Below are 13,775 nucleotides of genomic sequence, written 5' to 3'. Positions count from 1 at the left end.
CTATTTTTCCGCCATGCACAGCGCTCTAGGCTAGGCCCCTCTCTTTCAAGCCAACCTATCGGGGCCTCCACATGAGCAATACCGTCAATGCCTGCGAGCTGTTGCAAGTGCCTGCCGAACCCAGCGATCGCCTGCCTGTTGGCGGTCTGCTGGCCCTGGCGACTGCCGGGTTCATCACCTTGATGACCGAGACCCTGCCTGCCGGCCTGCTGCCGCAGATAAGTGCCGACCTGGGCGTCTCGGCGGCACTGATCGGCCAATGGGTAACCGTCTACGCCTTGGGGTCGCTGCTGGCAGCCATTCCACTGATTCTCCTCACCCAGGGCTGGCGGCGGCGCCCGCTGCTGTTGATCGCCATCGGCGGCTTTGCCCTGGTCAACAGCGTTACCGCACTCTCCACCGACTACCGCCTGATTCTGCTGGCACGCTTGTGCGCCGGAGTCTTCGCAGGCCTGCTGTGGGCATTGCTGGCAGGCTACGCCAGCCGCATGGTGGCGCCACACCTGCAGGGCCGGGCGATTACCCTGGCCATGCTCGGCGCGCCGCTGGCCTTGTCGGTGGGCATGCCTGCCGGGACCTGGCTGGGCGGCCTGCTGGGCTGGCGCATGAGCTTTGCCGTCATGACCCTCCTGACCCTGGGACTGATCGGCTGGGTGCTGGCTCAGGTGCCGGACTTCCCCGGGCTGCGCGCGCAGAAGCGTCTGTCGCTGGGCCGGGTCCTGGCCTTGCCGGGGATCCGGTCGGTACTGTTCGTGACCTTTGCCTATGTGCTGGGGCACAACATTCTCTACACCTATATCGCGCCCTTTCTTCAGCCGGCCGGGCTTGGCGGGCAGATCGAGCAGGTATTGCTGGTATTCGGCCTGGCTGCATTGCTGAGCATCTGGCTGGTGGGCCTGCTGATCGACCGCTGGCTGCGTGAGCTGGTGCTGCTCGGTTGCCTGCTGTTCATCGGCTCGACCCTGATGCTGGGTCTGCTGGATAACTGGCCAATGGCGATCTACGCAGCGACCGCTATCTGGGGGCTGTCCTTCGGCGGCATGGCCACCCTGTTGCAAACCGCATTGGCCAAGGCTGCAGGCGAGCACGCGGACACCGCGCAGTCGATGCTGGTCACCCTATGGAACCTGGCGATTGCCGGCGGCGGCCTGGGTGGCGCCTTGCTGCTGCAAGGACCGGGGGTGGCGACTTTCCCCTGGGTGATTGCCGCCCTGTTACTGATCAGCCTGATGGTAGCGGTGCACGCTCGGCAGCAGGGTTTTCCCGCCCGTCGCTGACCCGGCCCCGAGCACTGGCGACCGCGGTACTCGCGACACCGCGACATGTCAGGCCTAGCCTTCTGCCGCAGAGCCAGCCGGCAAGGCAGCGTCCACCTCGGGGGGCGCCGCGGAGCGGGCTTTGCGGCTGCGTACCAACGGCCAGAACAGCTCCTCCTTCCAGCTCACCGGCGCCAGGTGCTCGATACCGAATGCAGCGGGCCGGCGTCGAGTGATCTTCGCGGTGCCAAACAGCACATCCCAGAGGAACAGCAAATTGCCGAAGTTGCCCTTGTAGTGGGTCACGCCATCCTCGGCACTCAGGCCGTGGTGGGCCGAATGGGTCGACGGAGTCGAAAATACCCGCTCCACCAGCCACATCAGCGGCCGTAGAAAACCGATGCGGTACAACTTGTCGTCCCAGGCCACGCTGCTGTGTGCGGCAAAGATCACCGTCATCTTGAGCACCAGGTAAACGTAATAGACCGGCGCCAGCCCCAGGTAGATCAGCACCCCGGAGAACCAGATCCCGGGCATCAACAGGTAATAGAAACTGTTGTTGCGGTAGACGATGCGAATGCTCATGTAGGGCGCCGAATGGTGGGCGCGGTGCAGGGCATACAGCGCCGGCAGGCGATGGGTCAGGCGGTGCCACCAGTACTGGGTCATGTCATCGAAGACCAGGAACAACAACAGGCCCAGCACCCAGGGCGTCTGCGCCAGCATGCCCTTGGCTTGCGGCAGTGCCAGGCCCATAAGCGCCCCACTGGCCCACATCACCAGGGGAAAGGTCACGCCGAGCAACAGGCTTGAGCCCACCGCCTCGATCAACACATCGCGGCGCTGGCCACGGGGTTGGCGAAAAGTCGAACAGGCTATTTCCAGGAGGACGAAAAACCCAAAGATCGCCGAAACGATCAACAGCGGGTGGTTGGCCAGCAGATCGTGGTTCATGGCATTCTCGCTCTTGTGCTTATGGGCAACGCCCAACCATTAGAGATCAGCAAGGCGGCCCTCTCTATGCGCGAAATGGACAGAATCCAGCGAGATCCGGCCAACCGGGTGACCCCACGCTTCCACCGCGGGCGCGTCGGCGAAGTCCTGCAACGCTTTCTCGATGACCAGAGCGCTGCCACTCAGCATGACTACAATCTGCTGCACCTGGAGCAACTATGGCGCGCCGCGGCGGCGCTGGAACCGGCCATCGGCCTGAAACTGTTCGAGCGCTTCACGCCCCAGGACTGGCACGTGATCGCCCACGCCAGCCTCTATTGCCCGGATGTCGCCGCGGCCATGGCGTTCTGGGTACGCTTTGCGCCGTTGGGCTCGGATACCGACCGCGTGCAATGGATGACGGATGCCCAGGGTTCCGGCGTTGAAATCCATATCGACACCTCGGTGGAATTGAGCCGCTACCTGATCGAGCACTATGGCGTCATGGCCATCACTCAACTGCGGCGAGGGACCGGTACTGCGCTTCAGCCGGTGCTGGCCTGCTTCAGCCATTCGCGCCCGGCTTATCACGCGCAATACCGGCATTGGTTCGGCGACCGGATCGAGTTCGACTGCCCGGCCAACCGCTTCTATTTCACCCCGCAAAGCCTGCAACTGCCGCTACAGACCCGCCACACCGGCATGCTCGAACTGCTGAGCCAAGAGCTGGATCGGCGGGTGGCCCTGCACCAACGGCACAGCGGCTGGGCTGCCAGAGTGGCGGCAGCCTGTCGCCAGGCATTGATGGCAGGCCAGTCACCGACCCTGGAAGGCCTCTGTGCTCATCTGCATCAAAGCCCGCGCACGCTACGGCGACGCCTGGAGGAACAAGGGCTGAGTTTTCGCCAACTGCTGGACCAGACCCGCGCCGAGCTGGAAATGCATCTGGAACTGCAAGGCGAATCTCGAGCGCAGATCGCGCTGCAGCTGGGTTACAACGATCAGGCGGCCTATCTGCATGCCCGCAAGCGCTGGAAAACCGCCTGCACCTGAGGTTTATCCGGGCCAAAAAAAACCCCGGCATGATGGCCGGGGTCCTTTCAACACTGCGGATCAGGCATCAGTAACGCTTGATGTCCGCCTGGTTTTCCAACTGCTTGCGATAAGCAGAGAAATCCTGCTGGCCGATTCGCGAGGCCAGGAAGCGACGGTATTGAACCTTCTCTTCCTCGGTCGGCGCGGCGGCTTCGTTGACGCTGTTGAGTTGCAGCACCAGCAGGTTGCCGTTGGGCAGCGTCACGCTGGTGAAGGACGGCTTGTCCTTGGACTCAGGCTTGCTCATGCGGAACAGCGCCTGCAGTACGGTCGGATCGACACCGTCCTGGGCACGAGTCACGGCTTGCATGACCTTCCAGTTCTGACCGTCCACCGGCTTGTTCAGCGCGGTCTTGCCATCACGCAAGCTGGCGATCAGTTCTTCAGCCTTGGTCTTGGCCGCAGCACTGGCGTGCTCCTTGGCCAATTGCGCACGAATGGCGGTAGCGACACCTTCCAGCGGCAGTTGCTCAGGCTTGTGATGCTCTTTGACACGCAGCACCACGACGGTTTCAGGATCCAGTTCGATTGCGGTGCTGTTGGCACCCTCATCGAGAACCTCGGTGCTGAACGCGGCCTGCACCACGTTACGGTTGGCGGCGATGCCGTCACCGCCCTCACGGCCGAACGGCGCGGAGGTGTGAACAGTCAGTTTCAGATCCTGAGCCGGCTGTGCCAGATCGGAAGCCTCGAACGACGAATCTTCAAGCTGCTTGGTGGCCTCGACGAAACGCTGCTCGACCTGCTGGGTTTTCAGTTCGCGGGTCAGCTTGTCCTTGAGGCTGGCGAAGCTCGGCACTTGCGGTGCCTCAATGCCCAGCAGCTTGATCAAGTGGAAACCGAAGCCGGTACGCACCGGCGCCGACACCTGATCCTTGTTCAGCGCGTACAGCGCTTTTTCGAAGATCGGGTCGTAAACACCCGGGCCGGCGAAGCCCAGGTCACCGCCGTTACTGGCCGAACCTGGATCCTGGGAGAACTCCTTGGCCAGCGCCTCGAAGCTTTCACCCTTGGCCAGACGAGCCTGGATCTCCTCGATCTTGGCCTTGGCCTGGGCCTCGTTCACCTTGTCGTTGACTTCGATCAGGATGTGCGCGGCACGACGTTGCTCGGACAGGTTGGCGATTTCTTTCTGATACAGCGCTTGCAGGTCTTCGTCCTTGACGCTGACCTGGTCGAAGAACGCGGCCTTCTTCAACTCGATGTAATCGATGACCACCTGGTCAGGAGTCATGAACTCCTTGGCGTGCTGATCGTAGTAGGCCTTGACCTCTTCGTCGGTCAGCTTGACTGCCGCCGGATCGGCCTTGATGGTCAGGGAAGCGAAATCCCGGGTCTGCTTTTCCAGACGAGCGAAGGCCAGCACCTGGGCGTCGGTCACAAAACCGCTGCCGGCAAGACCGGCACGTACCTGGCCGATCAGCATTTCCTGAGCCAGCATCTGGCGGAATTGCAGACGGGTGTAACCCAGTTGACGGATGACTTGGTCGAAACGCTCGGGGCTGAATTTGCCGTCCACCTGGAATTCAGGTGTCTGCAGGATCACTTGATCCAGGGCACCTTCGGAAAACGCGAACTTGGAATCCTTCGCCCCTTGCAGCAACAGCTTGCGATCGATCAGCCCTTTCAGAGCGGCTTCACGCAGCATCTTCTCATCCAGCAGTGAGGCATCGAAGTCTTTGCCCAACTGTTGCATCAACTGACGGCGTTGCATGTCGACGGCCTGGCTCAACTCGTTCTGAGTGATTTCCTCGCCGTTGACCTTGGCCGCGTCCTGATTGTGGGTGGTGGCCTTGAAAATGGCATCGAAACCGGTCAACGCCAGCAGCGCGACGATGACCCCGATGATGGTTTTGGCAATCCAGCCTTGTGAATTGTCCCTGATATTCTGCAGCATACGTCCCCCAAAAACGGCTGTAATTCAATTTGAGCAGCCGTGGAGCGTGGGTAGAATCCGGATAGAAGAAAGGCGCATCCGAGGATGCGCCTTCTCGTAACTGGCGGAGCGGACGAGAGCTGAATCTGCAACCCTCTGCGTAAACCGATGGTGCATCGGTGAACTGGCGCCCCGCTGCCAGATCAGGCATGACCCCGACCCGGATGGGCAAAGACCCTGAAGAAACTTAGTTAACGGCTTCTTTCAGTGCTTTACCGGCTTTGAAACCTGGCTTTTTAGCAGCGGCGATTTCCAGAGTCTTACCGGTCTGTGGGTTACGGCCGATACGAGCTGGACGATCAGTTACGGAGAAGGTACCGAAACCAACCAGAACAACAGAGTCACCGGCCTTCAGAGCGCCAGTAACGGATTCGATTACTGCGTCCAGCGCACGGCCAGCAGCAGCTTTCGGGAGATCAGCAGATGCAGCGATAGCATCAATCAGTTCCGACTTGTTCACTCTAAGTCCCCTTATATATCTATGAGTATGATTCTAAGTTTTTTGGTGAAAGCAAAAACGAGTGCTGAATGGCCTACAGACACTTAAGAGCCGCTTTATAACAAGGGCTCTAAAAAGCTGTCAAGGAAGCCCCCCAGGCTAATGCGTATTAATGCGTGCTAATTCTTTCCTTAGAGTCAGACTCGCGTTTTTCGTCCTTTGCAACTATCTCCGGAGCCACATCCGGCAAGGGCTCCGGCGCGTATTGCAGCGCAATTTGCAGGACTTCGTCAATCCATTTAACCGGTTTAATCTGCAGATCCTGCTTGATATTGTCAGGAATTTCTTTCAAATCGCGAACATTCTCTTCAGGAATGATCACCGTCTTGATTCCACCTCGATGAGCGGCGAGTAATTTCTCTTTCAGTCCACCGATGGCCAACACCTGACCACGCAGAGTGATCTCACCAGTCATCGCCACATCAGCCCGTACCGGGATGCCGGTCAGCGCGGAAACCAGCGCCGTGCACATGCCTATGCCTGCGCTTGGGCCGTCCTTGGGAGTGGCCCCTTCGGGCATATGGATATGGGTATCGCGCTTCTCGTGGAAGTCCAGGGGAATGCCCAGGCTCTTCGCCCGACTGCGGACCACGGTCAGCGCTGCGGTGATCGACTCGACCATGACATCGCCCAGGGAACCGGTCTTGATCAACTGGCCCTTGCCCGGAACCACAGCAGCTTCGATAGTCAGCAATTCGCCGCCTACCTGAGTCCACGCCAAGCCGGTCACCTGACCGATCTGGTCCTGCTGCTCAGCCAGGCCGTAGCGGAACTTACGTACCCCGAGGAAATGCTCCAGCAGGTCGGAAGTGACTTTGACCGAGAAGCGTTTTTCCATCGCGTGCTCTTTCACCGCCTTGCGGCAGACCTTGGCAATCTGACGCTCCAGCCCACGCACACCAGCTTCGCGGGTGTAGTAACGAATGATGTCGCGGATCGCATCAGGGTCGAATTCCAGCTCACCCTTTTTCAGACCGTTGGCCTGGATCTGCTTGGGCGACAGGTACTTGATCGCGATGTTGATCTTCTCGTCCTCGGTATAGCCGGGCAGACGAATCACCTCCATCCGGTCCAGCAATGCCGGAGGGATATTCATCGAGTTGGAGGTGCACAGGAACATCACATCGGACAGGTCGTAATCGACTTCCAGATAGTGGTCGTTGAAATTATGGTTCTGCTCGGGGTCCAGGACTTCAAGCAAGGCAGACGCAGGATCGCCGCGCATATCACTGCCCATCTTGTCGATTTCATCAAGCAGGAACAGCGGGTTGCGTACCCCCACCTTTGTCATCTTTTGAATCAATCTTCCTGGCATCGAACCGATGTAAGTCCGGCGATGGCCTCGGATTTCCGCTTCGTCCCGAACACCACCCAACGCCATGCGCACAAACTTGCGATTGGTTGCGTTGGCGATCGATTCGGCCAGGGAGGTTTTGCCCACCCCTGGAGGCCCGACGAGGCACAGCACTGGACCACGGATTTTCTTGACCCGCTTTTGTACGGCGAGGTATTCGAGAATCCGCTCTTTGACTTCTTCCAGACCATAGTGGTCGGCATCAAGGATGTCTTCGGCACGTGCCAGGTCCAGGCGCACCTTGCTCTGAGCCTTCCACGGCACCTGCACCAACCAGTCGATGTAGGAGCGAACCACAGTGGCCTCGGCAGACATCGGCGACATCTGCTTGAGCTTGTTCAATTCGGCCTGAGCCTTGGTCATGGCGTCTTTGGGCAGACCGGCGGCGTCGATGCGCTTCTTCAGCTCTTCGATTTCGTTGTGGCCTTCGTCACCGTCACCCAGCTCTTTCTGAATGGCCTTCATCTGCTCGTTCAGGTAGTACTCGCGCTGGCTGCGTTCCATTTGCTTCTTGACGCGGCCACGAATGCGCTTTTCCACTTGCAGCAGATCAATCTCGGCGTCCAGCAATGCCAAGACATGCTCGACCCGAGCGGACAGATCAATGATCTCAAGGATTTCCTGCTTCTGCTCGATCTTCAACGCCATATGCGCAGCCATGGTATCTACCAGACGGCTTGGCTCATCGATGCTATTGAGAGAGGACAACACCTCGGCAGGGACTTTCTTGCCCAGTTGCACATACTGCTCGAACTGGGACAACAAACTACGGACGAACACTTCCGACTCACGGTCAGGAGCGTCGACTTCGTCAATCAGAGAGACTTCAGCACGGCAGTGACCATCAACTTCACTGAAGCGTTCAACAGCGCCGCGCTGTTCGCCTTCAACCAGCACCTTGACGGTGCCATCAGGCAACTTGAGCAACTGCAAGACAGTCGCAATGGTACCTACGCGATAGAGTGCATCTTCACCGGGATCATCATCAGCAGGGTTTCTCTGTGCCAGCAGAAGAATCTGCTTGTCGCCCGTCATCGCTGCCTCGAGGGCTTCGATCGACTTCTCGCGCCCCACGAACAGCGGGATAACCATGTGCGGATAAACCACAACATCACGCAATGGCAGGAGAGGCAATTCGATGGTTGTCTTCATGATTTCGCCTCTACGGCGGCCGTACGGCCGTAAACAGATGGAAGTAAGCTTGAAACCAAGATGGGGGCTGCCTGCAAAAAAAACAAGCTTAAAGACAGCACTTTAAAGACGCTAAAAGCAAAGGGGCCCGAAGGCCCCTTCTTTTAAGCAACACCACAACACTTACGCGTCTGGCGCAGCCTTGGCCGTCGGCTCACTGTTCTCATAGATGTACAGTGGCTGGGACTTGCCTTCAATAACGCTTTCATCGATCACTACTTTACTCACCTCGGATTGCGAGGGGATCTCATACATAGTGTCGAGCAGAACACCTTCGAGAATAGAGCGCAGACCACGAGCACCCGTCTTGCGCTCAAGCGCTCGCTTGGCGACCGACTTCAATGCATCAGTACGGAACTCCAGGTCTACACCTTCCATCTCGAACAACTTGGCATACTGCTTGGTCAAAGCATTCTTCGGCTCAGTAAGAATCTGAATCAAGGCAGCCTCGTCCAGCTCATCCAGCGTCGCAAGAACCGGCAGACGACCGACGAACTCCGGGATCAGACCGAACTTGACCAGATCGTCAGGCTCAACTTCACGCAGGGACTCACCAACCTTCTTGCCCTCTTCCTTGCTGCGAACTTCGGCGTTGAAACCGATGCCGCCACGGGTGGAGCGGTTTTGAATAACCTTTTCCAGACCCGAGAAAGCGCCGCCGCAGATAAACAGGATGTTGCGGGTGTCAACTTGCAGGAACTCCTGCTGCGGGTGCTTGCGACCACCTTGAGGCGGAACGGAAGCGACCGTACCCTCGATCAACTTCAACAGAGCCTGCTGAACACCCTCGCCGGAAACATCCCGGGTAATCGAAGGGTTGTCAGACTTGCGGGAAATCTTGTCGATTTCATCGATGTAGACAATGCCCATCTGAGCTTTTTCTACGTCGTAATCGCACTTCTGCAGCAATTTCTGAATGATGTTCTCAACGTCCTCACCCACATAACCGGCTTCGGTCAGGGTGGTTGCGTCGGCAATGGTGAAAGGCACATTTAACAGACGAGCCAGGGTTTCCGCCAACAGTGTCTTACCCGAACCTGTAGGCCCGATCAGCAAGATATTGCTCTTGCCGAGCTCGACATCGTCGTTCTTTTTGTCACGCTGATTCAGACGCTTGTAGTGGTTGTAAACCGCTACCGCCAGAACCTTTTTCGCACGCTCCTGACCAATCACATACTGATCAAGGATGCCGCTGATTTCTTTAGGCGAAGGCAATTTATGCGCGCTGCTCTCGGCCTGTGCTTCCTGCACCTCCTCACGGATGATGTCATTGCACAAGTCGACGCACTCGTCGCAGATAAAGACCGAGGGGCCGGCAATCAATTTGCGTACTTCATGCTGGCTTTTGCCACAGAAGGAGCAATAAAGCAGTTTGCCGTTGTCCTCGCCGTTGCGGGTGTCAGTCATTCGATCGATCCAAATCCGATAGGCTTGCAACACAAGATGAAGGCAATTGCGGGCTTTTTCAAGTCCGCAGGCGGCCAGTTAAATCAGCCGCCTACATTTGAGTTGCTTAGGCAGGCATTTGACGCTTGTTGATCACGGAGTCGATCAAACCGTACTCCGCGGCGCGCTCGGCGCTCATGAAGTTGTCACGCTCGGTGTCACGCTCAATGGTTTCGAGGCTCTGACCAGTGTGGTGAGCCAGCAGCGAGTTCAGGCGCGAACGAATGTGCAGGATTTCCTTGGCATGGATGTCGATATCCGACGCCTGACCTTGGAAACCGCCGAGCGGTTGGTGAATCATCATCCGCGAGTTAGGCAGGCAATGACGCTTGCCTGCAGCACCGCCAGCGAGCAGGAAGGCACCCATGCTGCAAGCCTGGCCAATGCAGATAGTCGAAACGTCAGGCTTGATGAACTGCATGGTGTCGTAGATCGACATGCCAGCAGTTACCGAGCCACCTGGCGAGTTGATGTAGAGATGGATGTCCTTGTCCGGGTTTTCCGCTTCAAGGAACAGCAGTTGCGCCGCAACCAGGTTGGCCATGTAGTCCTCTACCGGGCCAATCAGGAAAATCACCCGTTCCTTCAGAAGGCGCGAGTAGATGTCATAGGCGCGTTCGCCGCGGGCGGACTGCTCGATAACCATCGGGACCAGGCCGCCTGCGGCCTGGATGTCAGAGCTCTGCTGATAATAAGAATTGCGGGACATGTCCTGCAGTCACTCCCAAATAGTCATGTCTTGAATACGCATAAGCCAGCACGAAGGCTGGCTTATGGTGTGTGCTTCGAACGAAAAGAAGATCAGTCGGCTTGAGGTGCCTCTACCGGCTTGACCGCTTCTTCGTAAGAGACCGATTTGTCGGTCACGCTAGCTTTCTGCAGAACAGTATCCACAACTTGCTCTTCCAGCACAACCGAACGGACTTCGTTCAACTGCTGCTCGTTCTTGTAGTACCAGGACACGACTTGCTCAGGCTCTTGGTAAGCCGAAGCCATTTCCTGGATCAGCTCGCGAACGCGCGCTTCATCAGGCTTGAGGTCGAATTGCTTAACAACCTCGGCGACGATCAGGCCCAGCACTACGCGACGCTTAGCTTGCTCTTCGAACAGCTCAGCAGGCAGTTGATCCGGCTTGATGTTGCCACCGAACTGCTGCACGGCTTGAACGCGCAGACGGTTAACCTCGTTGTCCAGCAGTGCCTTCGGCACTTCAATCGGATTGGAGGCCAGCAGACCGTCCATAACCTGATTCTTCACTTTGGACTTGATGGCCTGACGCAGTTCGCGCTCCATGTTCTTGCGAACTTCGGCACGGAAGCCATCCAGACCCGCTTCCTTGATCCCGAATTGAGCGAAGAACTCTTCGGTCAGTTCTGGCAGCTTAGGCTCGGAAACGCTGTTGACGGTAACAGTGAACTCAGCGGCTTTGTTGGCCAGATCCAGGTTCTGATAGTTCTCTGGGAAGGTCAGATTCAGAACACGCTCTTCGCCAGCTTTAGCGCCAACCAGACCGTCTTCGAAGCCAGGAATCATGCGACCGGAGCCCAACACCAGTTGAGTACCCTTGGCCGAGCCACCTGCGAAAACTTCGCCGTCGACCTTGCCAACGAAATCGATGTTCAGCTGGTCATCTTTCTGCGCAGCGCGATCAGCCACTTCGAAGCGAACATTCTGCTTGCGCAGGATTTCCAGCATGTTGTCCAGATCGGCATCAGCCACTTCAGCGCTCAGACGCTCAACAGCGATGTTTTCGAAACCGGCGACGGTGAACTCTGGGAATACTTCGAAAGTGGCAACGTATTCCAGATCCTTGCCCTTCTCCAGCACTTTAGGCTCGACCGAAGGAGCGCCAGCCGGGTTCAGCTTCTGCTCAACAACAGCTTCATAGAAAGAAGCCTGGATCACGTCACCCACTGCTTCTTGACGCGCGTCAGCCTCATAACGCTGACGAATCACGCTCATTGGAACCTTGCCAGGACGGAAGCCTGGGATTTTGGCCTTTTGGGCAGTCTGCTGCAGACGCTTGTTGACCTGGCTCTCGATGCGCTCAGCCGGCACGGTGATGCTCATGCGGCGCTCAAGAGCAGAAGTATTTTCAACAGAAACTTGCATGGATATTCCTCGTTGCACAGACGTTAGCCGGCCGTTTTCCGACCCCAGAATCAAGGGCATGCATTCTAGTGGGTCAAACTCAAGAAGTCACCCTACTGAAAAAGGGTGAAATACGACCGACAATGTGAAGGCGGGGACAAAGGGTTGAGCCTCGCCATGAGAGCAATTACTACAAATCCCGCCAGGGGCTCTAGACCAATCCTTCTATATATAGAAGGGATCGACCGGCCCACCCCTGACAAACACCAGCCAACAGCAGAAGCTCATACACCTGACGACCAGGAGCGAATCTGGCGCCACCGGTCAGCCCATTACATGCGGCTAGACCACAGCATCGAATCCAGAAACGAAAACGGCGCAGCCCCCTTTCAGGTGCTGCGCCGTGATCTGCTATTAACTAGCTACTTTAATGGTGCGGACGAAGAGACTCGAACTCTTACACCTTGCGGCGCTGGAACCTAAATCCAGTGTGTCTACCAATTCCACCACGTCCGCTTAACAAGCTTTTAAAGCAAAGGCGCCAGACTATTAATCTGGCGCCTTCTTCGAATATGGGGTGGACGATGGGGATCGAACCCACGACAACAGGAGTCACAATCCTGTGCTCTACCAACTGAGCTACGCCCACCATATTGCGTTACTTGTGCCAAAGCTGCCTAATGGCGCACCCGGCAGGACTCGAACCTGCGACCATCCGCTTAGAAGGCGGATGCTCTATCCAGCTGAGCTACGGGCGCCTTATTAATCTGTATTCTTTAATGACTACAAACTAATTGCTTTCAGTCGTTACGAGTTAAACATCAACTCTGCCCGACCTTCTTAACCAGTGCTAGGCTGTGCCCGACAAGTGCGACGAATGTTATAGACGAGCCGTTAGGTCGTCAACTCTTTTTTAAAAAAAATTCATTTAATTAAAGGAGTTAGGGGAATTTGCAGACCAAGCGCCTTTGCCCTCACGTCCCGACATGCGAGAATACGTTCTCTTTTTCTCTCCCTCTCGATGGTTAATCACGCGTCATGACTGCACAACTAATCGACGGCAAAGCGATCGCCGCTAGCCTGCGCCAGCAGATCGCCAAACGTGTCGCCGAGCGTCGCCAGCAAGGCCTGCGTACTCCGGGTCTCGCGGTGATTCTGGTCGGCAGCGACCCGGCCTCTCAGGTTTATGTCTCGCACAAGCGTAAAGACTGCGAAGAGGTCGGCTTCCTTTCACAAGCCTATGACTTGCCCGCCAACACCACTCAAGAAGATCTGGCCGGTCTGATCGACAAGCTCAACGATGACCCGAATATCGACGGCGTCCTGTTGCAGTTGCCGCTGCCCGAGCACTTGGACGCCTCCTTGTTGCTTGAGCGCATTCGCCCGGACAAAGACGTGGATGGTTTCCATCCCTATAACGTCGGCCGCCTGGCCCAGCGCATTCCCCTGCTGCGTCCCTGCACCCCCAAGGGCATCATGGCCCTGCTGCAAAGCACCGGTGCCGATCTGTACGGCATGGACGCAGTTGTCGTAGGCGCCTCCAATATCGTCGGTCGTCCGATGGCCATGGAGTTGCTGCTGGCGGGCTGCACCGTGACCGTGACTCACCGCTTTACCAAAGACCTGGCCGGCCACGTCGGCCGCGCCGATCTGGTCGTGGTTGCCGCAGGCAAGCCGGGCCTGGTCAAGGGCGAGTGGATCAAGGAAGGCGCCATCGTCATCGACGTGGGCATCAATCGTCAGGAAGACGGCAAGCTGGTGGGCGACGTTGTATATGAGACCGCCCTGCCCCGCGCCGGCTGGATCACCCCCGTACCTGGCGGCGTCGGCCCCATGACCCGCGCCTGCCTGCTGGAAAACACCCTGTACGCCGCTGAAACGCTACACAGCTGAGTGTTGCCAGCCCGCTTGAATAAGCCCGCCATTGGCGGGCTTTTTTATGCCCTCTCTGCACACACACGACCGCCGACATAT

General features: G+C 57.6%; 10 protein-coding genes and 3 tRNA genes. 3 read left to right on the top strand and 10 right to left on the bottom strand.

Annotated elements, in window-relative coordinates:
* Positions 1-71 precede the first annotated feature (71 nt).
* On the top strand, positions 72-1,277 hold the full coding sequence (locus GGI48_RS25970) for an MFS transporter (protein ID WP_179600691.1): 1,206 nt from the start codon (positions 72-74) through the stop codon (positions 1,275-1,277).
* Between the two features lie 54 nt (positions 1,278-1,331).
* Here the strand turns inward: GGI48_RS25970 and GGI48_RS25965 are convergent, their stop codons facing one another.
* A complete protein-coding gene (locus GGI48_RS25965; RefSeq protein WP_179600689.1) occupies positions 1,332-2,210 on the bottom strand; it encodes a sterol desaturase family protein in 879 nt (292 codons plus the stop codon).
* Between the two features lie 66 nt (positions 2,211-2,276).
* On the opposite strand from GGI48_RS25965, the gene GGI48_RS25960 reads away from it, so the two are divergent.
* A complete protein-coding gene (locus tag GGI48_RS25960; RefSeq protein WP_047305354.1) occupies positions 2,277-3,242 on the top strand; it encodes an AraC family transcriptional regulator ligand-binding domain-containing protein in 966 nt (321 codons plus the stop codon).
* A 67-nt stretch (positions 3,243-3,309) separates the two neighbouring features.
* Here GGI48_RS25960 and GGI48_RS25955 read toward each other — a convergent pair whose 3' ends face one another.
* The 9 genes from GGI48_RS25955 to GGI48_RS25915 form a co-directional block, all read right to left on the bottom strand.
* Complete coding sequence (locus GGI48_RS25955) at positions 3,310-5,181, bottom strand: SurA N-terminal domain-containing protein (RefSeq protein WP_016965859.1); 1,872 nt, start codon at positions 5,179-5,181, stop codon at positions 3,310-3,312.
* A gap of 226 nt (positions 5,182-5,407) precedes the next feature.
* Positions 5,408-5,680 (bottom strand): HU family DNA-binding protein, encoded by a 273-nt coding sequence (locus GGI48_RS25950; RefSeq protein ID WP_011062271.1) that lies wholly within the window; start codon positions 5,678-5,680, stop codon positions 5,408-5,410.
* Positions 5,681-5,828: 148 nt separating this feature from the next.
* A complete protein-coding gene (gene lon, locus GGI48_RS25945) occupies positions 5,829-8,225 on the bottom strand; it encodes an endopeptidase La (protein ID WP_047305355.1) in 2,397 nt (798 codons plus the stop codon).
* Between the two features lie 162 nt (positions 8,226-8,387).
* Positions 8,388-9,671, bottom strand: coding sequence for an ATP-dependent Clp protease ATP-binding subunit ClpX (gene clpX, locus GGI48_RS25940; RefSeq protein WP_016965273.1), 1,284 nt, complete (start codon positions 9,669-9,671; stop codon positions 8,388-8,390).
* A 106-nt stretch (positions 9,672-9,777) separates the two neighbouring features.
* Positions 9,778-10,419: an ATP-dependent Clp endopeptidase proteolytic subunit ClpP gene (clpP, locus tag GGI48_RS25935; protein WP_016965272.1), complete on the bottom strand. Its 642-nt coding sequence runs from the start codon at positions 10,417-10,419 to the stop codon at positions 9,778-9,780.
* 92 nt (positions 10,420-10,511) lie between these two features.
* Complete coding sequence (gene tig, locus GGI48_RS25930) at positions 10,512-11,822, bottom strand: trigger factor (RefSeq protein ID WP_016965271.1); 1,311 nt, start codon at positions 11,820-11,822, stop codon at positions 10,512-10,514.
* Positions 11,823-12,232: 410 nt separating this feature from the next.
* A tRNA-Leu gene (locus GGI48_RS25925) sits at positions 12,233-12,317 on the bottom strand.
* A 57-nt stretch (positions 12,318-12,374) separates the two neighbouring features.
* A tRNA-His gene (locus tag GGI48_RS25920) sits at positions 12,375-12,450 on the bottom strand.
* 32 nt (positions 12,451-12,482) lie between these two features.
* A tRNA-Arg gene (locus GGI48_RS25915) sits at positions 12,483-12,559 on the bottom strand.
* A gap of 280 nt (positions 12,560-12,839) precedes the next feature.
* On the opposite strand from GGI48_RS25915, the gene folD reads away from it, so the two are divergent.
* The gene (gene folD / locus GGI48_RS25910) at positions 12,840-13,694 is read left to right on the top strand and encodes a bifunctional methylenetetrahydrofolate dehydrogenase/methenyltetrahydrofolate cyclohydrolase FolD (protein WP_179600687.1); all 855 of its coding nucleotides are present in this window, start codon (positions 12,840-12,842) and stop codon (positions 13,692-13,694) included.
* Positions 13,695-13,775: the final 81 nt, after the last annotated feature.

Source organism: Pseudomonas protegens (assembly GCF_013407925.2).
In the GTDB taxonomy this organism is placed as follows: domain Bacteria; phylum Pseudomonadota; class Gammaproteobacteria; order Pseudomonadales; family Pseudomonadaceae; genus Aquipseudomonas; species Aquipseudomonas fluorescens_AP.
The sequence above is the reverse complement of the archived record's forward strand: the minus strand, read 5'-3'. Positions and strand labels throughout refer to the sequence as shown.